The 21,845-nt window shown below is 64.7% G+C and carries 20 protein-coding genes; 12 read left to right on the top strand and 8 right to left on the bottom strand.

Annotated features, from left to right (window positions below; translation table 11 throughout):
• The first annotated feature begins 158 nt into the window (after positions 1-158).
• The 6 genes from G8E10_RS00100 to lpxK all read left to right on the top strand — a co-directional run bounded on the left by G8E10_RS00100 (position 159) and on the right by lpxK (position 6,004).
• Positions 159-1,505: a TldD/PmbA family protein gene (locus tag G8E10_RS00100; RefSeq protein WP_167125835.1), complete on the top strand. Its 1,347-nt coding sequence runs from the start codon at positions 159-161 to the stop codon at positions 1,503-1,505.
• A 134-nt stretch (positions 1,506-1,639) separates the two neighbouring features.
• The gene (locus G8E10_RS00095) at positions 1,640-2,455 is read left to right on the top strand and encodes a 3'(2'),5'-bisphosphate nucleotidase CysQ (protein WP_167125832.1); all 816 of its coding nucleotides are present in this window, start codon (positions 1,640-1,642) and stop codon (positions 2,453-2,455) included.
• Between the two features lie 78 nt (positions 2,456-2,533).
• On the top strand, positions 2,534-2,761 hold the full coding sequence (locus tag G8E10_RS00090) for a DUF4170 domain-containing protein (protein ID WP_092932394.1): 228 nt from the start codon (positions 2,534-2,536) through the stop codon (positions 2,759-2,761).
• A gap of 67 nt (positions 2,762-2,828) precedes the next feature.
• The gene (gene waaA, locus G8E10_RS00085) at positions 2,829-4,142 is read left to right on the top strand and encodes a lipid IV(A) 3-deoxy-D-manno-octulosonic acid transferase (protein WP_132711312.1); all 1,314 of its coding nucleotides are present in this window, start codon (positions 2,829-2,831) and stop codon (positions 4,140-4,142) included.
• A gap of 54 nt (positions 4,143-4,196) precedes the next feature.
• On the top strand, positions 4,197-4,961 hold the full coding sequence (locus G8E10_RS00080; RefSeq protein ID WP_167125829.1) for an HAD family hydrolase: 765 nt from the start codon (positions 4,197-4,199) through the stop codon (positions 4,959-4,961).
• Positions 4,961-6,004, top strand: coding sequence for a tetraacyldisaccharide 4'-kinase (gene lpxK / locus G8E10_RS00075; protein ID WP_167125826.1), 1,044 nt, complete (start codon positions 4,961-4,963; stop codon positions 6,002-6,004). Before G8E10_RS00080 ends, lpxK begins: the two co-directional genes overlap by 1 nt.
• Positions 6,005-6,177: 173 nt before the next feature.
• Here the strand turns inward: lpxK and G8E10_RS00070 are convergent, their stop codons facing one another.
• Together G8E10_RS00070 and mutL are read right to left on the bottom strand one after the other, a co-directional pair.
• Complete coding sequence (locus G8E10_RS00070) at positions 6,178-6,432, bottom strand: DUF2093 domain-containing protein (RefSeq protein ID WP_092932401.1); 255 nt, start codon at positions 6,430-6,432, stop codon at positions 6,178-6,180.
• A 122-nt stretch (positions 6,433-6,554) separates the two neighbouring features.
• A complete protein-coding gene (mutL, locus tag G8E10_RS00065; protein ID WP_167125823.1) occupies positions 6,555-8,429 on the bottom strand; it encodes a DNA mismatch repair endonuclease MutL in 1,875 nt (624 codons plus the stop codon).
• 416 nt (positions 8,430-8,845) lie between these two features.
• Here mutL and G8E10_RS00060 point away from each other — a divergent pair, with 416 nt between their 5' ends.
• The gene (locus G8E10_RS00060) at positions 8,846-10,636 is read left to right on the top strand and encodes a response regulator (protein WP_167125820.1); all 1,791 of its coding nucleotides are present in this window, start codon (positions 8,846-8,848) and stop codon (positions 10,634-10,636) included.
• Positions 10,637-10,894: 258 nt separating this feature from the next.
• Positions 10,895-12,295, top strand: coding sequence for a putative bifunctional diguanylate cyclase/phosphodiesterase (locus tag G8E10_RS00055; protein ID WP_167125817.1), 1,401 nt, complete (start codon positions 10,895-10,897; stop codon positions 12,293-12,295).
• Between the two features lie 73 nt (positions 12,296-12,368).
• Here the strand turns inward: G8E10_RS00055 and G8E10_RS00050 are convergent, their stop codons facing one another.
• From G8E10_RS00050 to G8E10_RS00025, 6 genes are all read right to left on the bottom strand, one after another.
• Complete coding sequence (locus tag G8E10_RS00050; RefSeq protein WP_167125814.1) at positions 12,369-12,956, bottom strand: PRC-barrel domain-containing protein; 588 nt, start codon at positions 12,954-12,956, stop codon at positions 12,369-12,371.
• Positions 12,957-13,143: 187 nt separating this feature from the next.
• Positions 13,144-14,871, bottom strand: coding sequence for an IlvD/Edd family dehydratase (locus G8E10_RS00045; protein ID WP_132446412.1), 1,728 nt, complete (start codon positions 14,869-14,871; stop codon positions 13,144-13,146).
• Positions 14,872-14,986: 115 nt separating this feature from the next.
• Positions 14,987-15,859, bottom strand: coding sequence for an SMP-30/gluconolactonase/LRE family protein (locus G8E10_RS00040; RefSeq protein ID WP_167125811.1), 873 nt, complete (start codon positions 15,857-15,859; stop codon positions 14,987-14,989).
• On the bottom strand, positions 15,856-16,494 hold the full coding sequence (locus G8E10_RS00035) for a 2-dehydro-3-deoxy-6-phosphogalactonate aldolase (RefSeq protein WP_167125808.1): 639 nt from the start codon (positions 16,492-16,494) through the stop codon (positions 15,856-15,858). Before G8E10_RS00035 ends, G8E10_RS00040 begins: the two co-directional genes overlap by 4 nt.
• Positions 16,495-16,555: 61 nt before the next feature.
• Positions 16,556-17,482, bottom strand: coding sequence for a 2-dehydro-3-deoxygalactonokinase (locus G8E10_RS00030; protein ID WP_167127041.1), 927 nt, complete (start codon positions 17,480-17,482; stop codon positions 16,556-16,558).
• An 8-nt stretch (positions 17,483-17,490) separates the two neighbouring features.
• Positions 17,491-18,276 (bottom strand): SDR family NAD(P)-dependent oxidoreductase, encoded by a 786-nt coding sequence (locus tag G8E10_RS00025; protein WP_167125805.1) that lies wholly within the window; start codon positions 18,274-18,276, stop codon positions 17,491-17,493.
• A gap of 253 nt (positions 18,277-18,529) precedes the next feature.
• Here G8E10_RS00025 and G8E10_RS00020 point away from each other — a divergent pair, with 253 nt between their 5' ends.
• The 4 genes from G8E10_RS00020 to G8E10_RS00005 all read left to right on the top strand — a co-directional run.
• Positions 18,530-19,339 (top strand): IclR family transcriptional regulator, encoded by an 810-nt coding sequence (locus G8E10_RS00020; protein WP_422038090.1) that lies wholly within the window; start codon positions 18,530-18,532, stop codon positions 19,337-19,339.
• A gap of 201 nt (positions 19,340-19,540) precedes the next feature.
• A complete protein-coding gene (locus tag G8E10_RS00015; RefSeq protein ID WP_245419977.1) occupies positions 19,541-20,272 on the top strand; it encodes a helix-turn-helix transcriptional regulator in 732 nt (243 codons plus the stop codon).
• Positions 20,273-20,368: 96 nt separating this feature from the next.
• Positions 20,369-21,142 carry a helix-turn-helix transcriptional regulator gene (locus tag G8E10_RS00010; RefSeq protein ID WP_281517361.1) on the top strand — a complete coding sequence of 258 codons (774 nt, stop codon included), beginning with the start codon at positions 20,369-20,371 and terminating at the stop codon, positions 21,140-21,142.
• Between the two features lie 407 nt (positions 21,143-21,549).
• On the top strand, positions 21,550-21,845 hold a 296-nt coding region (locus G8E10_RS00005; protein ID WP_167125802.1), incomplete at its 3' end, for an iron-sulfur cluster assembly protein.

Here is a 21,845-nt window from a genome sequence, read left to right as displayed (position 1 = left end):
TCGTGCTGGACGCACCGGGCCCGACCTGTTTTTTTGCGAAAGGGCCTTCTCACCAGGTGGCAAGACGGAAATAAGGCGCGCGTTCCGGGAGAATCGTGCCACGCCCTTGATGCCCGGGCCACTGCACAATAAATGGGACGGGAATGAAAGGCCAATTCATGCCCCAGACGATTGATTCCGCCGCACTCGAAACGCGGGCCGCAGAGCTCGTGGACCTTGCGAGAAAGGCGGGAGCCGATCAGGCCGACGCCGTCGTGCTCCGGGGCCGCTCGCGCTCCGTGTCCGTACGCCTCGGCAAGGTGGAGGCGACCGACAGTTCCGAGAGCGACGACTTCTCGATCCGCGTCTTCGTCGGCCGCCGCGTCGCCAGCGTTTCCGCCAATCCGGGCTTCGACCTGAAGGTGCTGGCCGAGCGCGCCGTCGCCATGGCCAAGGCCTCTCCGGAAGACCCTTACGCGACGCTGGCCGACGACACCCGCATCGCCCGCGAGTTTCCCGATCTCGACCTCTTCGACCCCAGCGAGATCTCCACCGAAGAGCTGACCGAACGCGCGCTCGAGGCGGAGGCCGCGGCCCTTGCAGTGCCCGGCGTTACCAAGACCAGCGGCGCCGGTGGCTCCACCGGCATGGGCGGCCTCGTGCTCGTCACGTCCAACGGCTTCTCCGGCGCCTATATGGGCACCCGCTTCAGCCTCTCCGTCAGCGCCATTGCCGGCGAGGGCACGAAGATGGAGCGCGACTACGACTTCGACAGCGCGCTCTTCCTGTCCGATATGCGCGGTGCCGCCGATATCGGCCGCCATGCCGGCGAGCGTGCCGCCGCCCGCGTCAATCCGCGCCAGGTGGACACGCAGAAGAACGTCACCGTCGTCTTCGATCCGCGCGTCTCCCGCAGCTTTGCCGGCCACATCGCCGGCGCCATCAACGGCGCCTCGGTCGCCCGCAAGACCACCTTCCTCAAGGACAAGATGGGCGAGCGCATCCTGAAAGCCGGCATCAACCTGACGGACGATCCCCTGATCGTGCGCGGCTCCGGCTCGCGGCCCTTCGATGGCGAAGGCGTGACCGGGCAGAAGATGACCATGATCGAGGACGGGATCCTGCGGAACTGGTTCCTCTCCACCGCCACGGGGCGGGAACTCGGCCTTGAAACCAACGGCCGCGGCGCGCGCAGCGGCACGGCGGTCAATCCGTCCTCCACCAACTTCGCGCTGGAGCCGGGCGATATCTCGCGCGAGGATCTGATCCGCAGCGTCGGCACCGGCTTCTACGTCACCGAGCTGATCGGCCATGGCGTCAACATGCTGACGGGCGAATATTCCCGCGGTGCTTCCGGCTACTGGATCGAAAACGGCGAGATCGCTTTCCCCGTCTCCGAGGTCACCATCGCGTCCAATCTGAAGCAGATGTTCATGGCCCTGACGCTCGCAAACGATATCGATCGCTCCTACTCGGTCGCCGCGCCGACGATCGCCGTGGAAGGCATGACGCTGGCCGGAAAGTAAGGCCGGCCCAACGGCCGCCACGGTAAAAACCGAAAGGCTGGTATGACGAAGCGGCCACCATGTTTTGGCCGCACTTCGCCTGTCTGACGCGGACATCGCCTGATACAGCGCACGACCATACGGAAAGGACGCCCATGAACGCCGACCATCACCCGCCGGATCAGTGGACCAGGGATCTGGACCTGATCACCACGGCAGCGATGGCCGCCGGCGAGAAGGCCTTGACCTATTTCCGCAAGAACCCGGAATTCCGCTACAAGAACGAGGATCGCTCGCCGGTCAGCGAGGCGGATTACGCGGCAAACGACATCCTCAAGGAACGCCTGCTCTCGGCCCGCCCCAATTACGGCTGGCTGTCGGAGGAGACGGATGACGACGAGGCGCGGCTTGGCTGCGACACGGTGTTCGTGGTCGATCCGATCGACGGCACGCGCGGTTTCATTGCCGGCAAAGACGTCTGGTGCGTCAGCGTCGCCGTCGTCCACAAGGGCCGCCCGGTCGCCGGCGTGCTCTACGCGCCGGCTCTCATTGAGCTTTATCAGGCACGGCACGGCGCGGAAGCCCGGCGCAACGGCATTACTATCCATGTCGCCAAGCCGGTGGCGGGCCAGCCACTGCGGTTCGCCATCGCCGAGGATCTCCTGCCGAAGCTGAAAGCAGGCTACGGCAAGGATGTCGCGCGCGTTTCCCACGTTCCTTCGCTCGCCTATCGCATCGCGATGATCGCCGACGGCCAGATCGACGGCACGGTGGTGAAGAAGAACGCCCATGACTGGGATCTCGCCGCCGCCGACCTGATCCTGCAGCAGGCGGGCGGCGTGCTCACCGGTCTCGACGGCGAGCCCCTGACCTACAACCGGCCCAGCGTGCGTCACGACGTCCTGTGCGCGGCGGCGCTGCCCGCTCTGCCGGCACTGCTGGACGCATCGGCCGGCCTGCACGGGCATTGACCTTTCCGGCTGGATGCCGCACATCACCAGTCGAAAACAGCACGATAAGACGACGAAAACTGACGAAAAGAGGCGAAAATGACGGAAAAGAAGCAGCTGCTGCACATGGTCTTCGGTGGTGAACTGAAGACCCTCAAGGACGTCGAGTTCCGCGATCTCGAGAAGCTGGATGTGGTCGGCATCTTCCCGGACTACGAAAGCGCGCTGCATGCCTGGCGCGGCAAGGCGCAGGCGACGGTCGACAACGCCCATATGCGCTACTTCATCGTCCACATGCACCGTCTGCTCGATCCGGGCCAGCTCTGATGAACTTGGGCGGATGCGGCATGCGCGTGTCCGGGCCGTCGCGTCCCGCCCGCGTGGATAGCGCCAGATGACGCGCCTCTTCGCGCGCGCGGCGCTGTCCGGCTATCGCTGGGTCGGAACCGCGGTCTATCCGCTCGTCTGGTCCTACCTTGCCTTGCGCGCCGCGCGCGGCAAGGAAGACCGGGCACGCCGGCAGGAGCGCTACGGCTTTCCGAGCGCTGCGCGTCCGCAGGGTCCGCTGGTCTGGTTTCATGCGGCCAGCGTCGGCGAGACCATGTCCGTCATCCCGCTGATCAAGGAAATCCACCGCCGCGGTATCGCCGTCGTGCTCACCAGCGGCACCACCACCTCGGCTCGCGTCGTCGCCGAGCGGCTGGGCGATATCGCCATCCACCAATATGTGCCGCTCGACTTCAAGCCGGCTGTCTCCCGCTTCCTCGATTATTGGGAACCGGACCTTGCGATCATCGCCGAGAGCGAGATCTGGCCGATGACCATCATGGAACTCGGCAAGCGCCATATCCCGCAGATCCTCGTCAATGGCCGCCTGTCCGACCGCAGCTTCGCCCGCTGGAAGAAACGCCCGAACCTTGCCGATGCCATCTTCGAAAACCTCGCGCTCGTGATCGCGCAATCGGAAGCCGATGCCGAGCGGTTCAGCGCGCTCGGCGCTCTACCGGTCATGGTGTCGGGCAATCTGAAGGTCGATACGGACGCGCCGCCGGTCGATAATGCCGTGCTGCGCCAGTACCGGCAGCAGATCGAGACCCGCAAGACCTGGGCGGCGATCTCCACCTTCGAGGGGGAAGAAGCCGCGGCCGGTTCGGTGCATCTGGCCCTGAAAGAGCGTAACGCGCTTCTGACCATCATCGTCCCCCGGCACCCCGAGCGCTGCGACGCGATCGAGGCCATGCTGGTCGCCAAGGGGCTGACCGTCGCCCGCCGCACCCGCAACGATCCCGTCACGCCGGAAACCGATATCCTGCTCGGCGATACCGTCGGAGAAATGGGCCTCTATCTCCGCCTGACCGATGTCGCCTTCGTCGGCCGGTCGCTGTTTGGCGAGGGCGGGCAGAACCCGATCGAGCCGGCCATGCTCGGCTGCGCCATCCTGTCGGGCGGCAACGTCCAGAATTTCCGCGAGACCTACCAGACGCTCGCCAAGAACGGCAGCGCCAAGATCGTGCGCGATACCGAGATGCTGGCCAAGGGCGTGCACTACCTGCTGACCAATGACGAGGTGCGCCGCAAGATGATCGAGGCGGGGCAGGAGGCCGTGCACGAGATGCGCGGCGCCCTGTCCGCGACGATCCGCGGGCTTGAGCCCTACATCAACCCGCTGACGGTGAAGGCCCGCCTGTTGCCGCGCGACGATGTCTAGCGCAGTCCGGCAGGCGTCATACTGCACGTTTCAAATCCCAAAGAGACCGTCGAGATGAGCAAGGCACCGCTTCCGATACCGATCGCCGGCATCCTCTTCGACAAGGACGGGACGCTGCTCGACTATGCCAAAAGCTGGGTGCCTGTAAATTACGAGGTCGCCCGCATCGCCTCGCGCGACGATGCGGACCTCGGCGCCACGCTGCTGCGCGCCGGCGGCATGGATCCTGAGACCGGTTTCGTCGGCCCCGACAGCCTGCTTGCGGCCGGCAATACGGCGGAGATCGCGCAAGGCATGGTGGAGGCCGGCGCACCATGGACGCGCGAGGCATTGACGGATGCCCTCGACGACCTTTTCTCTCGCTCTGCCGCCTATGCCGTGCCGGTGACGGATCTCTCCGCACTGTTTACGACATTGCGGACACGCGGCTACAAGCTCGGCGTCGCCTCCAGCGACAACGAGGCCTCCATCCGCTGCACGGCCGAACGCTTCGGCTTTGCCGAATGCCTCGATTACGTCGCGGGCTATGACAGCGGCTACGGCGTCAAGCCGGAGCCCGGCATGGTCCACGGCTTCTGCGCGACGACGGGCCTCATCCCGGATCAGGTCGTCGTCGTCGGCGACAACAATCACGATATGCACATGGGGCGAAATGCCGGCGCCGGCCTCACCGTCGCCGTGCTCACCGGCACCGGCTCCCGCCAGTCGCTCGCCGCCGCCAGCGACCACTGCCTTGCCGATATCACCGAGCTTCTGGCGCTCCTCGATCAGCACGCGCAGATGGGCGACGACCTCACGATGAACGAGGCGGCCTCCTGATGGCATCGGAAGCGCCGCCCTTCTGGTGGGAAAGCCCCGGCTGGGCCGCGCGCGCGCTCAGCCCCGTCGCCTGGGTCTACGGGCGGATCGCCGGCCGCCGCATGGACCGTGCGCGCCGCTGGGCCGCCCCCGTTCCCGTCATCTGCGTCGGCAATTTCACCGTCGGCGGCGCCGGCAAGACGCCGACCGCGATCGCCATCGCCAGGGCCGCGAGCCGCCGCGGCCTGAAGCCCGGCTTTCTCAGCCGCGGCTATGGCGGGTCGCTGGATGTGACCACGCTGGTCGATCCTCACCATCACCGGGCGCTGGAGGTCGGCGACGAGCCGCTGCTGCTGGCCCGCGCCGCACCCACCGTCATATCGAGGAAGCGCGTCGAAGGCGCACAGCGGCTGGTGGCGGAAGGCATCGATCTCATCATCATGGATGACGGCTTCCAGAGCGCGCGCCTCGTGTTCGATTATGCGCTGCTGGTCATCGACAGCCGCCGCGGCATCGGCAACGGCCGCCTCGTGCCGGCGGGCCCGGTGCGCGCGCCGCTCGGCCACCAGTTGCGCTACGCCTCCGCCGTCCTGAAGATCGGCCGGGAGACGGCGGCCGACCCGGTCATCCGCACCGCAGCGCGGGCCGGACGGCCGGTCTTCGTCGCCGATATCGTGCACGAGGATGACGGCTCGCTGAAAGGCCAGCGCGTGCTCGCCTTCGCCGGGATCGCAGACCCCGAAAAGTTCTACCGGACGGTGCGCGGAACCGGCGCGGAGATCGTGACAACCCGCAATTTCCCGGATCACCATCATCTGGAAGCCGACGAGATCGCCGGTCTGCTCGACGATGCCGACACAGCCGGCCTTCTGTTGGTGACGACCGCCAAGGACCGCGTTCGCCTCGACGCCGGTCATGAGGCGGATCGCATGGGCGAACTCGCGCGCGAAGTCCGCGTCATCGATGTGGAGATCGTCTTCGACGATCCCGCAGCCCCCGACAAGATGATCGACGCCGCTCTGTCCGCCGCCCGCCATCGGCTGTTGCGCCGGAGCGGGGAGTAAAGCGTTCTGTCGCGCCTGCGTCGGCCCCTCATCCCCCTGCCGGGACCTTCTCCCCGCGCGCGGGGCGAAGGGACTCGTGGCGCCGCTTTCACCTCACATCGAAACCCCAAGCAGGGCACGTCCCCTCTCCCCGCAAGCGGGGAGAGGGTTAGGGTGAGGGGCCACCGCAAACGCTACGGCGTAACCGACGACCCCGCGTCTGCCGTCTGCCCGGGCAGGATCCCCGCACGCTTGTCCGCATCGAAGGCGGCCTGCGCATCGACATACGGCTCCTGCCGCGCCACGCTCCAGTAGCGCAGCTCTTCGACCGGGATCTCGCGTCCGGTGATGGCGCAGATGACGAAGGATCCCGGCAGGATGACGTTGAAATCGCCGTCGAGATACCGGATTTTCGCAATCCTGTTGCCGCTGCCTTCGAACCGGTTCATCGTGTCTCATCCCCTGACTGATCGTCTCGCCCAAGCGGCCGAACCTTGTCCCGCCGCTGTAAACCTTCGCCGCCTGTTTTGCCAGCCGCCTCTTGGAGCCGTCTGGCCGGCGCTTCTCACCATCAGCTGCGTCCGAACAGACGCTCGATATCGGCAAGCTTGATCTCGATATAGGTCGGCCGCCCGTGATTGCACTGGCCGGAGCCGGGCGTCGCCTCCATCTGGCGCAGGAGCGCGTTCATCTCCTCCGGCCGCAGCCGGCGGCCCGAGCGCACCGAGCCGTGGCAGGCCATGGTGGCCGCAAGCGCTTCCAGCCGGCCGGCCAGGCCGTTGGCCGTGTCCCATTCCGCCAGCTCGTCGGCCAGCTGCCGGATGAGCCCCGCCGCATCGATCTCGCCGAGCATGGCCGGCGTCTCGCGCACGGCGACCGCCCCCGGGCCGAAGCGCTCGATGGTGAGCCCCAGCCGCGAAAGCTCTTCGGCATGCACCATCAGCCGGTCGCAATCGTCCTCCGCGAGATCGACGATATCGGGGATCAGCAGCGCCTGCGCGGGCAGGGCCTTCGTCGAAAGCCCCTTGCGCAGGTTCTCGTAGACGAGCCGTTCATGCGCGGCATGCTGATCAACGATCACGAGCCCGTCGTCCGTCTGCGCGACGATGTAGTTCTCGTGCAGCTGCGCCCGCGCCGCGCCCAGCGGATGCTCCGGCCGTGCCGTCTCGGGCGCCATCGGCTGCGATGCCGAAGGCTCCGGTGCCATTCTCGCGGCCGGTGCGAACGATCCGAAGGCGGCCTGCGCGGCTTCCCCGAAACCGAGCCCGCCCGTCTCCAGCGGCCGGTAGGGCGAACGCTCCGCCGCCCAGGGGGCCGAGGGCGCCTGTCCATACCCGGTCTGGCCACCATAACCGCCGGAGGAACGGGCGGCAGAGGCGAAACCTGAACCGGACGTAGGGGCCGAAGCTTCCGGCCGGAAGGCGTTCACGAGCCCGCGTGCGCCGAGCGTCGAGGATCGGTCGCCGTCGGCGGCCAGCGCCTGCCGGATCGCGCCGACGAGGAGGCCGCGCACGAGGCCCGGATCGCGGAAGCGGACGTCCGACTTTGCCGGATGCACGTTCACATCCACCAGCGCCGGGTCGATCGTGATCGACAGCACGGCGACGGGATAGCGCCCATGCGGAATGGTTTCGGCATAGGCGCCGCGCAGCGCCGAGAAGATCAGCTTGTCCTGTACGGGCCGGCCGTTGACGAACACATATTGGTGCAGCGAATTGCCCCGGTTGAAGGTGGGCACGCCGGCAAAGCCGGTCAGCCGCACCTCGTCGCGCTCCGCATTTATCTCGATAGCATTGTCGCGGAAGTCGCGGCCGAGCACCTGCGCGATGCGCGCCAGGCGGTCGTCCCCGGTCGCGGGAAATTCGAGCGTGGTGCGGTCGGGGCCCGATAGCAGGAAGCGCACGCCGGGAAACGCGATCGCCATGCGCCGCACGACCTCGGAAATCGCCGCCGCCTCGGCCCGCTCCGTCTTCATGAATTTCAGCCGGGCGGGGGTCGCGAAGAACAGGTCGCGCACCTCCACCACCGTGCCGTGGTTCGCCGGCGTCGGCCGCACGGCCTGCACCACCCCGCCATGCACGGAGATTTCAGCGCCATGATCGCTGCCGGCCGGCCGGCTCGCGATCGTCAGCCGCGCGACGGAGCCGATCGAGGGCAGCGCCTCGCCGCGAAAGCCGAGCGTGCGGATGTCGAACAGGCCGCCGTCGAGCTTGGAGGTGCAGTGCCGCCGCACGGCGAGTGCCAGATCCTCCGGCCCCATGCCGCAGCCATTGTCGACCACGCGCAGCAGCGTCTTGCCGCCGCCGGCGGTCGCGATCTCGATGCGGGTGGCGCCGGCATCGAGCGCGTTCTCGATCAGCTCCTTGGCAGCGCTCGCCGGCCGCTCGATGACTTCGCCGGCAGCGATCTGGTTGATGAGCGTTTCGGAAAGGAGGGTAATGGCCATGGTGCATTCTCCGCCATTCCCGCTCCCCCGCCAAGGACCGGATCGCGGCTCGGCCGGGATATCCCCTGTGAGATCCGAAAAGGGACGGAGACGGGCTGTAACGAGCATGGGTTCTTGAGGGTTTAAGGGTGCATTAAGCCCGCTGTGGCATGGTTGACGTTGGGCCAAGGCAGCCGGAACGGTCGACAGGACACCGGGTGCTGCCGCCGGAGGGATATGCAGCACTGGCGTTGCCGGCGAACATGACCCGACGTGAGGGACGAAAAGATGTCGCAGCCATTCCCGTTTCCGGGTGGGCGCTGCGCCGGAGCGATCGCGATGCTGACCGCGCGCTCCCGGAGAAAACGCCATGCCCGGTAAAGGGTCATGACGTCGGCATGTTCCCGTCAATGCTCGCCAGAAATGTGAGGCCGTGAATGAATGATCTCGCGTCATCTGGCGCAGCTGTCCAGCTCTCTCTGCTGGAAGCGGTTTCGGATGCGCTGGGCCTGGCCGTTTTTGTGTGCGACCGCAACGACGAATTGATCTTTGCCAGCAAGCCAATCCAGCAGTTCTATCCCGTCGAGGACCGTTTCCTTGCACGCGGCACGCGGCTGCGGGATTTCTTGGGCGCCGTCTTCGATCTCGGCGTGCGTTCGGGAACGGCGACGGAACGCAGCCGCCGGCGCGTGAACCGCGACGAATGGATTTCCGCACGCGTCTCCCTTCACTGGCGCGAGCGCTACGAGGTGGTCGAGCGCATCGCCCGCCAGCGCTGGATCAATGTGCGCAAGCGCCGGCTGGCCAACGGCCTCTGCGTCGTCTCCCTGACCGAAGTCTCCGAGCAGAAGAAGAAGGAAGAGCAGATGCAGCTCGACGTCGAGCGCATGGAGATGACGGAAGGCATTCTAGACGGCCTGCCCAACCCGATCTGCGTGAAGGATCGAAGCCTCAACTACATCGGTGTCAACAAGGCCTTCTGCGACCTGCATGGCATGACGCCCGACCAGATTCTCGGGCGCTCCGTCTGGGATCTCATCGAACCGGAACTTGCCGAGAAATTCGAGACGTCCGACCGCATGGTGCTGGAAACCGGGCGTGAACACAGCCTGCCGGAACAGATCGTGCGGGCAAACGGCGACGATTGCTGGGTGGTGACGCATAAATTCCGCGTCGGCGACGCGCATCGCGGCCTTCTCGTGACCTGCATGAACGACGTCACGGATATCGTCGTGGGCTACGACGAGGGCGTGGTCTCGCCGGAAATGGCGAAAAACCTCGCCGTCGCGCGATATGATGCGTTCGAGCCGGCACAGAACTGCCACGATCCCTATCAGGCACTGGACCTGCACGTCCTCGCCCAGACCGCTCAGGCGCCCACGCCGCAGGACATGGCGGCTCAGCAACGGACAACCGAAGCCGCCGAGCCTATCGTTGCGGGTCGCATCCTCGTCATGACGCCGGATGCGACCGTCGAGGCGCGTCTGCTCTCGGTCCTGTCGAAGCGTGGCCACGAAGTCTGCGCGCTCAGCTCCGCGCCGGAGATGACGGCGTTCCTCGACGCCATTCGCGAGGCGAACCTCTCGCTCGACCTCGTTCTCATCGATCCCGCCCTTGGAGACCTCAAGGCGACATTGGAGACGGCTGCCGGTCCGCCAGGCATCGTTTTCGATCCATCCTGGGCGCAAGAGGCGCTGGCGGACCACGTTCTTGCGTCGTTCACGATACGGGAAACAGCACTGGGCTCGCCGATACCCGACGAGCCCGCCGCCATCCTGCAAACTCCCGCCGACTGGGACATCGTCCTGCCGGTCACCGAGCGCCCAACCTCCGATATCGACGTCCTCGTTGCCGAAGACAACGACATCAACCAGTTCGTCTTCTCCCAGATCCTCGAAGGTCTCGGACTGTCCTACCGGATCGCCGCCAATGGCGAGGAAGCCGTCCGCTTCTGGCAGCAATTCCGCCCGCAGCTCATCTTCATGGACGTCTCCATGCCGGTCATGAACGGCTTCGACGCGACGCGGGCTATCCGGGCGGCAGAAGTGCACCTGTCGTCCCGCACGCCGATCGTCGCGGTGACGACGCAGGCCCTCGATATCGACCTGGAGCATGCGCGCGCTGCCGGCATGGATGACCATATCGTAAAGCCGATCAGCCCCGACATGATCGAGCGCGTGCGGAACCGCTATCTTCAGGACAGCAGCGATCATCGCCAGCAGCGCTGATACGTCTTCCACGATAGTGGAGAAACTCCTGCATCTTCAGGTATAGAATCCGCTCTTTCCTTCGCGTTCTTGCAAGCGATACGAGAATTAGGGATATAGACTGTTGTAATTTCTTAACGATGTGGTCCCATGGTCCATGCGGTCAGCGTGCCGACCAAAATATGCAGGACCTCCGCAATGGATCAGGACGAAACAGCTTCGCGCCAGAAAGGTCTGTCACGCCTTACGGAGCCGAGTCAGCGAGAGCGGCAGGCTGCGATGCCTCAGCGTCGTCATGATGTCTCCCCGGAACACGATCCGTACGACATCGGCAGTCCTGCGTTCGACCGTCACGCTCGCGATCTTCATGCCCTGGCCTTCATCGATCCTCTGACGGACCTTGGCAATTCCCACCGGCTGCGGGAAAAAGTGCGGGAAATCGCGCTGGAACGCGCTGCCGATCCGGCACCCTTCACGATCGGTCTTGCCAATCTCGACGGGTTCAAGCCGCTCAACGATCTCTTCGGCCACGCCGCGGGCAACGAGATCCTCTACCAGGTCGCGCGCCGGCTGGAAGCCTGTATGCCCGATGGCGCAACCGTCATCCGCATGGGCAATGACGAGTTCGCCTTCGTGCTGCCGCTCGTCTTCGAGCGCAAGGGCGCCGAGAAGATCGGCCATATGCTGAAGGAGGTGCTGCAGGCACCGTTCGAACTGGCCGAGCGCACGGTGCGTCTCTCTGCCTCCTTTGGCTTTGCGGTCTATCCCTTTGCCGGCGAAGCCTATGACGACCTCTTGAAGAGTGCGGATACCGCGCTGTATCGCTCGAAGCGTCGCGGCCGCGGGCAGATCACCGTCTATTCCCAGGAAATCGCTCAGGAAATGCGCCGCGCGACGCTGCTGGAGCAGGCGCTGCGCAACGCCATCATCGCCGATGAGATCGACGTGCATTTCCAGCCGATCGTCAGCCTCGACACCGACATGGTGGTCGGTTTCGAAGCGCTGGCGCGCTGGTGCGACAGCGATCTCGGTTACGTCTCGCCGGCCATCTTCGTGCCGCTCGCCGAAGAGCGCGGCTTCATCGATGCCCTGTCGGAAACCTTGTTGCGCAAGGCAGCAGAGGCGGCCTTGCTCTGGCCGAAGGAGCTGTTTCTCTCGTTCAACCTGTCCTCGGCCCAACTGATGGATCTTGCGACCAGCAGCACCGTGCTCGCCATCATCCATCGCGTTGGCCTCGATCCGCGCCGGCTGGAACTCGAGATTACCGAAACGGCGATGATGCGCGATGCCGACATGGCGCAGAAGATCGTGCAGGAACTACGTGACGCCGGTGTGCGGATTTCGCTCGATGATTTCGGAACCGGACAGTCCAGCCTCGGCCGCCTTCGGGACTTCACCTTCGATAAGGTGAAGATCGACCGCTCCTTCGTCTGCCGCATCGTCAACGATCGCGCCTCCGAGCACATCGTCAAAGCGATCGTCACCATGTGCGATGGTCTGGGTCTTGAGGTCGTCGCGGAAGGCATCGAGGATTTCGCCGAAGCGCTGATGCTCAAGGGGCTGGGTTGCGGTATGGGGCAGGGGTATTTCTACGGAAAGCCGGCTGATGCCACGGCAACCCTGCGATACCTCCGCGATCGCTACCGCGACACGGACACCAAACGACCCATCGCCATCTGATCCCTAACGTCGTCTGCACGAACAAAAACGGCGGTGCTTTCGCACCGCCGTTTGGTAAGCCGCGTTTAGCGGATTACGGGGTCGTCGTGGCCGGCTGGCCGGCAGGGGCAGCGCCACCGGCCGGAGCCATGGTGTTGTTGCCGGCAGGTGCCATCGGGGTCGTCGACGAGGTCGTCGAGCCGTCAACCGGCGTCGTCGCGTTCCGTTCTGCGACCTGTGCGGCCTTCGTCTTGAACTCCGGTGCAGCCTTCAGCGTGTCGGCTGTTTCGGTCGTGGTCAGCTTCAGGTCGTCGGAGTTTGGGACTTCGGTAACCATCACGGTGTCGAGCGGTACGGCTACGTTCTTTTCGCCGATGCCGAGGAAGCCGCCGACGCCGATCACGGCTGCTTCGACGGAACCGTCCTTGGAGAAGATCACATCGTTGATTTCGCCGATGCTTTCATCCGCAGAATTGTAGACAGACTGGCCGAGATAGGTGCTGGCAGCGATCTGGTCCGCGCCCTGCTCGGTGATGTAGCTGCCGGATGCAGCTGCCGTTGTTGCCATCGGCGCGGCCGGTGCCGGCTGTGCGGCGTCCTGTGCAGAGGCGAACGGTGCGAAAGCAACGATGCCAGCAAAGAGGGCGCCGGCGGCGACGGAAGTAACGAGCTTGTTGGTCATGATGTAACCTTCCTGTTTCGGTTTCTTCTCGGATCGTGGCGCGGGGTTCAAACACGCCGCACCGGTGATGCTGAGAGAACGGCCCGTCCCGGAAAGTGGTTCCGAAAAAAAATGGCCTGCCGAAAGGGGAACTTTCTGCAGGCCATAAGGTAAGTATAGACCGACCAAATACCTCGGCCGGCTCCGGTCAGTGGCTTTCGCGGAAAACCTCGCTGCCGCTGCCGCCGACGAGGAAGTCGAGATCCGCGCCCTTATCGGCCTGCAGAACGGTGTCCTGATAGAGCTTGTAATAGCCGCGCGTCCATTTCGGCTCCGGCGGCACCCAGGCGGCCATACGCTGAGCGAACTCGGCTTCGGGAATCATCAGGTTCAGTTCGCCCTTCAGCGTGTCGAGCCGGATCCGGTCGCCGGTCTTCACGATGGCGAGCGGTCCCCCGGCATTGGCCTCGGGGCTGACATGCAGCACCACGGTGCCGAAGGCCGTACCGGACATGCGCGCGTCGGAAATGCGCACCATGTCGCGCACGCCCTTTTCCACCAGCCGCCTCGGGATCGGCATGTTGCCGACCTCCGCCATGCCGGGATAGCCCTTGGGGCCGCAGCCCTTCAGCACGAGGATCGTGTCTTCGGTCACATCGAGGTCGGGATCGTCGATCTGCGCCTTCATGTCCTCGATCGTCTCGAACACATGCGCCGGCCCCTCGTGCACCAGCAGGTGCTCGCTGGCGGCCGACGGCTTGATCACGGCGCCGTTGGGCGAGAGATTGCCGCGCAGGATGCGGATGCCGCCGGCCTTGCGAAGCGGGTTGTCGAGCGGCCGGATGACGTCGTCGTTGAAGACTTCGGCATCCTTGTAGTAGTCCGAGATGGGACAGCCGTAGACGGTCGGCGCGTCGGCATGCAGCAGGTCCTGAATGCGGTTCATCACGGCCGGCAGGCCGCCGGCATAGGCCAGATCCTCGATCAGATACTGGCCGGAGGGCATACAGTTCACGATGCAGGGAACCTGCGCGCCGACCCGGTCGAAATCGTCGAGCGTCAGATCGACGCCGGCCCGTCCGGCGATGGCGAGGAGGTGCACGACGGCATTGGTCGAGCCGCCAACGGCGGCATTGGCGACGATGCCGTTCTCGAAGTTCTTCTTGGTCAGGATCTTCGACAGGCGCAGATCCTCATGCACCATGTCGACGATCCGCTTGCCGGTCATGTGGCTCAGCGCCATGCGGCGCGCGTCCACGGCGGGCAGGGCGGCGTTCAGCGGCAGCGACAGGCCCATGGCCTCCACCACTGACGCCATGGTCGTCGCCGTGCCCATCGTCATGCAGACGCCGGGCGAGCGCGACATGCCGCTTTCCGCCGCCATGAACTCCGCCAGGCTCATCTTGCCGGCGCGCACATCCTCGGAGAACTTCCAGACATCCGTGCCGGAGCCGATGTCCTTGCCGCGCCACTTGCCGTTCAGCATCGGGCCGGAGGAGACGACGATGGTCGGCAGATCGACGGATGCCGCACCCATCAGCTGGCCCGGCGTGGTCTTGTCGCAGCCGCCGAGCAGCACGACGCCGTCGATGCCATAAGCGCGAATGGCCTCTTCGACGTCCATGGCGAGCAGGTTGCGGAACAGCATGGCCGTCGGCCGCATCTGCGTTTCGCCGAGCGAGGAGACCGGGAACTCGACCGGAAAGCCGCCGGCCTCCCAGACACCGCGCTTCACGCCTTCGGCGAGAATCCGCAGATGGCTGTTGCAGGGCGTCAGTTCCGACCAAGTATTACAGATACCGATGATCGGGCGTCCGTCGAAGGCATGATCCGGAAAGCCCTGGTTCTTCATCCACGAGCGGTGAATGAACCCGTCCTTGTCGGTGCCGCCGTACCAGTGACGGCTTCTCAGTTCCCGTTTCTTCTCGTCGCTCATGGAAACCTCCCTTTGGCGCGGCGCTACGGCCGTTCACCAATAATCATACTTTTTACCGTTTCGACTGTAAATCGCCGATGACGCTCTCCTCCGGGGGCGCGATCGGCAGCGGCGATCAGAGCACGTAGACGGGCTCGAAACGGCCTTTCACGTCGATGTCGAGCAGGAAGGTCTTGCCGGCATCCGGGTCTTTCGAGCGCCCTGCTTCGTCCAGTCCCTGCCAGGCCGAGGTGAAGAGCAGCCGGTCGGCGCTGCGTCCGACGAAGGCCGGGCAGCTCGGCTGCGACACCGGCACGGTATGCCGCGCCAGGCGCTTGCCCTCGGGCGAATAGACGTCGATGGCGGAGGCGCCCCAGCGGGCGGCCCAGATCAGCCCTTCGGCATCGCACACAGCACCGTCGAACCCGCCTTCGCTTTCCGGCTCCTCGACCATCAGCGCAGGCTCGCCGGTCGGCAGGCCCGTTGCGGGATCCAGCGCCACGCGCATGAAGCGGTTGAGACCGGTGTCGGAGTAATAACCGGTGCGGCCGTCCGGCGAGAAGCAGATGCCGTTCGGGATGGTGATGTCGCTGACGATGCGCGTCACCTTGCCCTTGGCGACGTGGTAGATCGCGCCGGCATTCTTTTCCGCGCTCCGGCCCATCGTGCTGATCCAGAGCGCGCCCGAGGCGTGAACGCGACCGTCATTCGTACGGTTTCCCGGTTTGTCCTCGATCACGCCGTATGTCTCGAAGACGCCCGTCTCGGCATCGCGCAGGAAAAGGCCCTGATCGCTGGCGATCAGCTGCCGTTCCCCATCCACCAGCGCCATGACGCTGGCGAGAAAGTTCAGCGGCTGGACGCTCTTGGCCTGGCTTTCGAGATGCAGCCCGTGCAGCTCGCGCCCGACGATGTTGAACCACCAGACGGTGCCGGTCGAGGGATCGTAGACCGGGCCTTCACCAAGCTCCGAGGGATTGTCGCTGACGATTTTCGCGTTGGCACTCATGCGGACGCTCCATAGACGGCGTCATAGGCCTTGGTGGTGATACGGGCGCGCGCGCCGATTTCGGCGGCACTCATGCCGACCTTGTAGATGCTGGACCCGAGGCCGAAGCTCTTGACCCCAATCTTGGCATATTCCGCGAAATTGGCCTCGGACACGCCGCCGACCGCCGCGATCTCCAGATCGGTCGGCAGCACGGCGCGGATGGCCGAAATGCCGGAGGCGCCGAGCACGCTCGCCGGAAAGAACTTGAGCCCGGTTGCGCCGGCCGCAGCCGCTGCCAGAGCTTCGGTCGGTGTGAAGACGCCGGGCATGGTCACCATGCCCTTCGATGCGGCATGCGCGATGACGTCCACGTCGACGTTCGGGCTGACGAACAGCCGGCCGCCGGCCTGCTCCAGCCGCTCGACCTGGTCCTTGGTCAGCACCGTGCCGGCGCCGATCAGGCAGTTGGCCGGCGCCGTCTTCACGGCGATCTCGATGGAGCGGAAGGGATCCGGCGAGTTCAGCGGAATTTCGATGGCCGTGAACTCGGCCTCGACCAGCGCCGAAATCGCCGCCTCCGTCTCCTCGGGCTTCAACCCGCGCAGGATGGCGATCAGCGGATATTTCATGGAGGGGAAGGGAACGCGTGTCATGATCTCGTCTTTCTTGAAAGCGGCAAAGAATAGGCTCGAAAGCGGCAAATAGGGAATGATCTCAGGCCGGCCAGAGCGCTTTGGCCGCAGCCGCCAACCCGTCGCGAACGGCCTCGTCGGCATCGACGAGCTCGCTCTGAAGCCCGGCAGCCGTGAGCGCCTGCGTATAGAGCCCGGCCAGCGGGCCGGAGGCGACGAGACTGACCGGCGTTTGGGCGTCGGCGGTCATGGTGGTCGCACCCGCAATCTCCAGGCCGATCATCAGCCCGGACAGCCGGGCTTTCGCCTCCGTTGCGCCATGCCCGTGCAGCAACTGGCCGGAGCGGACGGTGAAGAGGAGATTGGTCGCCATGGCAGGGTTTGCCATCGCCTCGGCGACGGCGGCGACGAAGGCCGGATGCGTGCCGTCGAAGGCGCCGGCATCAGCCACCGCATGGCTGAGGATCGACTGCCGCGACACGACGTCGAACAGTTCGCCGCTCATGAAGGTCGAGAACCGCTCGACCTTGCCATCCGTCACCCGCACCCATTTGCTGTGCGTGCCCGGCATGCAGACGAGCCGCGTGCCCGAAAGGGCACCGACGCTGCCGAGCAGCTGCGTTTCCTCGCCGCGCATCACGTCGGGCCTCACCGCATCGCGCTGGGCGAGCCCCGGCAGGATGCGGATGTCGCGACGCTCGTCGGGAACGACGACCGCATGGCGGACGATGTCGGAGAGGGCGGCCGGCGTGTCGAGATAGCCCGCCTCCACCCAGCCCTGCCGTGCACCCGCCATGCCGCAGATCACGACCGGCAGCGTGGCGCTGGCGCCCATCGCCTCCAGATGCGTTTCCAAAACGGCTGAAAACCCTGTTTTCGCCGCCGTCGTCATGCCCTCGGCACTGCGGCGCTCGCCAAGGGCCTCGCCCGTTTCGCCGATCAGCCAGATCCGGAAACTCGACGTTCCCCAATCCGCTGCTGCATAACGGGCCGCTGCCGGCTGGCTTATCGTTGTCGTCACAAGACACCTCCGTCGATGATCATCGTCTGGGCCGTCATCCGCGCCGAACAGTCGGAGGCGAGGAAGAGGCAGGGGCCGACGAGGTCGTCGGCATAAAGCGTTTCGGGAATGCATTGTCGCCGGCGCATCGCTTCGATGCTGTCCTCGCTCAGCCACAGCGCCTTCTGCCGTTCGGTCACCACCATGCCCGGCAGCAGCGCGTTGACCCGCACGCCGGAGGGGCCGAGCGCACCTGCGAGCGACTTCGTCAGGCCGACGATCCCAGCCTTCGCGGTCGCATAGGCCGGCACCTCACCCATGTTGAGGAGATAGGCGATCGAGGAGAAATTGACGATGGACCCGCCCGAAAGAGAGGACCCATTCCCGGCTGTGAGATAGGGCGCTGCCGCCTGGCTCATGAAGAAGACCGGCTTCAGGTTGATGCCGAGGTTTTCGTCCCAGTCGGCCTCAGAGATCGCGCCGAAAACCTGCCGGTCGTCGCGGGCCGCATTGTTGACGAGCACCTTCAGGCCGCCCAGCGCCGCCGCTGCGCGATCGACGAGCGCGGGTATGCCGGCGATGTCCCGCAGGTCCGCCTCTATGAAAAGCGGCGCATGGGGTCCGACGTCTTTGAGACGGGCTGAAACTTCCGCCGCCGTATCTGCGTTGATGTCGATATACGCGACCCGTGCACCCTGGCGCACGAAACCTTCGACCAATGCCGCACCGATGCCCGAGGCTCCGCCCGTGATGAGTACGCCACGATCTGCGAGATCCGGAAACGTTGCAGAAGGGCCGGGCATGCTGTCGACGCCCTCCCTCAAGGCATACATTTCATATTTCTGTTCCAATATTCGGAACAATCGTTTAGTATGTGGAATATCGGCCAAATCCCGGTTGGGTGTCAAGGCGGAAAGGTGCGCGGCACCGTGCCGCCGGCGATGCGGCAGGGCACAAAACAGGCTACGAACCCCCCGTTGGATCTTGCGGGTGAAAGACGGCAGAGTGAAGACATCGACCAGCGACGGTAGGACGGCAGACCATGCGGGCGACCGCGTGGAGTCGTCGGCCGCTCTGGATACGGGAACGCTGGGGAAGGCGATGGCCGTGCTCGAACTCGTCGTCAACGCCGACATGCCGCTACGCTTTACCGACATTCACGCGCTCTCGCGCCAGCCCCGCGGCACGCTGCATCGGCATCTGTCGCATCTGGTCGAGGAAGGCCTGCTGTTTCAGCGTGCGGACCTCGCCTACGAGCCGGGCCTGAGGCTGTTGTCGTTTGCGCACCGGGCATGGTCGCGCAACGATCTCCGGCGAATCGCCCGGCCGCATCTTGATCGTCTTCACGCGGAAACGGGCGAAACGGTTCATCTGGGCGTCCTTCGCACGACCGACATCATCTATCTGGACAAGGTGGAAAGTCGCCAGACGGTGCGAATGGAGAGCCAGATCGGCCGGGTTTCGCCGGCCTATTGCACGGGATTGGGTAAGGCAGCACTTTCCGTCTTGCCACCTGCGCGGCTGGATGCGAGCCTCGCGCGCATCTCCTATCACCCCTTCACGGCCAATACGCACCGGTCGCGAGGCGCGCTGATGGCCGACCTCGACCGGATCCGCGGACGAGGATATGCGATCGATGCGGAGGAACATGAAGTCGAGATCCACTGTGTCGCCGCGCCGGTCTCCTCCGGAGACAAGGCATGCGAGAGCCACGGGATCGTCGGGGGCATTTCGGTGACGGGACCGGCTTATCGCGTGACGATCCGTCAATTGGAGGCATGGTCGGGACTTGTCAGAGACGTGGCGAATTCCATCTCTCACGATGCGGGTGTCGGTCTCTGTCCGGTGTCTGCGCCCGACCGGTAAAACGGACGTTCGAACCTCGGTCTTGTGTATTTATCAGACCAATTGCTAAGTGGTGCTAGACGCCACATGGACTTTATTTATAGTGGAACGGCAGCGGATCAGGCAAAAAAGCCCACCGGAATCGTTTCAGATGATGGAATTCGGTGCATGCCACGTTGTTGGAATTCGCTGCGGCAATCATAATCACTCAAAGGAATGTTCATGGGTTTGAGGAGTGTCTCGCCCGAGATTGTCGTTTCCGGCAACAGCTGGACGATCGGCGACCTGGATCAGGAAGGCGATGTCCGCAGCTTGTTCGAGAGCATCTGTGAGCTCTATGAGTTCCAGGGATACGCCGTCCTGTCCTTGCCATCCCGGTCCGTGTCGTCGCTTCGCAAGCTGGTGATGATGACGAACTGGCCGATGGATATCGTCAAGGAGTATGACGCGCTGGGACTGTTGAAGACCAGTCCGGTTTTCGAGCAGTTGCGGCTGAGCACCGTGCCCTTCACGGTCGACAATACCTCACCTCTGGCCTTCGTCAGGACGGTCAAGATTGCCAAGGGCCTGTTTGCGCGTTCGGGCTTCGGGCGCATGGTGTTCGTGCCTGTTCACGATGCCGACGGTCGTCGCAGCGCCATTGCGTTCGGCGGCGACCGGCCGGAGTTGAACCGACAGGAGTTGAACGTGGTGACCTTCGTGGCGGGGCATGCCTTCAATCGCCTGAGCGAGATCTGGTCGGCCTCGCGGCGTGCGCCCGGCTCCCTGTCCCGCCGCGAGATCGAATGCCTGCGCCTGGCCGCAGGCGGCAAGACCACCGTCGAAATGGCACGCCTGCTCAACCTGTCGGAATATACCGTCAACCACTATCTCAACCGTGCGACCCGAAAGCTGGATTCGGTCAACCGGGTCCAGACGATCGCAAAAGCCCTTCGGGCTGGGCTGATCACGTGAACCGAGTGCCGTTGGAGGATGGGACGAGGATGAAGGTGGCGGAGCCCATGCCGGCACGCCCGCATGGCAGAAGCGGCAGGTGGATGGAGACCCTCCATGCCTGACACGAAGCCCACTGCATCGAATGCCGCCATGTCGGAAGGCGGATGGGCGGGAGATGCGTCCGAAAACGATCTTGCCGCGCTTGAGCGGCTGAAAAGTCGAGACGACGTCCTTGCCCATATGACGCGCATCACGGCTGCGCGTGGCTTTCCCTTCTTTCTCCTCTGTACGCTGCCGACGGTCGACCAGACGAAATATTCCGAGATTGCCGTTCTCTCCAACGTCCCCGACGATGTCACCCAGCGCTATGACGACAGCGGCTCGGTGCACGAGAACCAGGCCTTCGTCATGCTGCGCACGACGACCACGCCGTTTCGAATGACCGCGGACGAGTGTCGGGAAAGCGCGGGCGGCCTCTTTTCGCCTGAGCGGGAAACGCTCCTGCAGGAGGTGGAGTTCTGCGAGGCCTATTTTTTCCCCGTTCACGATGCCGCAGGTGGGCGGGCCGTGTTCATCTTTCTCAGCGGCGATGCCGATCTCTCCATCGAGGTCATGACCGATCTGCACATGATCTGCCTGCACGTCTATAATCGTCTGGTCGGCATCGGCGGCATGGACCAGGAAACCGAGAAGGTCGATTTGTCGGATCGCGAGATCCAGTGTTTGAACTGGACGGCCGCCGGCAAGACGAGCTCGGAAATCGCCGATATCCTTGGCCTCTCCGAGCACACGGTCAATCACTACCTCAACCATGTGGCCAAGAAGCTCGACGCCGCCAATCGCGTTCAGGCTGTCGTCAAAGCCATGCGGCTCGGCCTGATCAGCTGATTTCCCCTGGGCAAGCGTCTGAATAAGATGCACGGCGTGAAATTCTGCTCGCGAAATGAGCAAGTGCCAACAACTGTCGGGCGAACGACCCCGAAGACGCAGGGATTCTCCAACTGGCACGCTTCCTGCATCTCTCTACGTAAGGTCCAGAGGGGACCACTCTATAAAAACTGCGCCCCAGAAGGTCGCGAACAAGGCCGTCTTTTGCTCACGTGATCCCGGATGAACGGACACGGAAGCAAAAGGCGGCCTTTGTCATTCTCGAGTGCCAAGTGCCAAGTGCCAAGTGCCGAGGGTCTTGAGTTCCGACATCTTTTCCCATCGTTCCATTGGCGAAGTGGCCCGGCTCGATTATCTACCTGCCAGGAGATGCGCGGCTCGCGCGTCGTCGCGTAGGGAAAACGAGTATGGCCGCTGATCACGCCGACGTAAGCAAGGAGAGGGTGCTCGACGCCCTGAGGGCGGTGCGCGGCCCGGAGCTGGAAGGCAATATCGTCGATCTCGGCCTCGTCTCCGACGTGTTCATCTCGGATGCCAAGGTCTATTTCTCGATCACCGTGCCGGCCGAGCGCGCCCGTGAACTCGACCCCTTGCGCGCCGCGGCCGAACGCGTCGTCAAGGATATCCCCGGCGTCAAGGGCGCGATGGTCGCCCTGACCGCCGACCACAAGGCCGGGACGCCCGCCCCGCGTCCCCCCGTACC

This window comes from Ferranicluibacter rubi (assembly GCF_011603255.1).
Taxonomy (GTDB): domain Bacteria; phylum Pseudomonadota; class Alphaproteobacteria; order Rhizobiales; family Rhizobiaceae; genus Ferranicluibacter; species Ferranicluibacter rubi.
The sequence above is the reverse complement of the archived record's forward strand: the minus strand, read 5'-3'. Positions and strand labels throughout refer to the sequence as shown.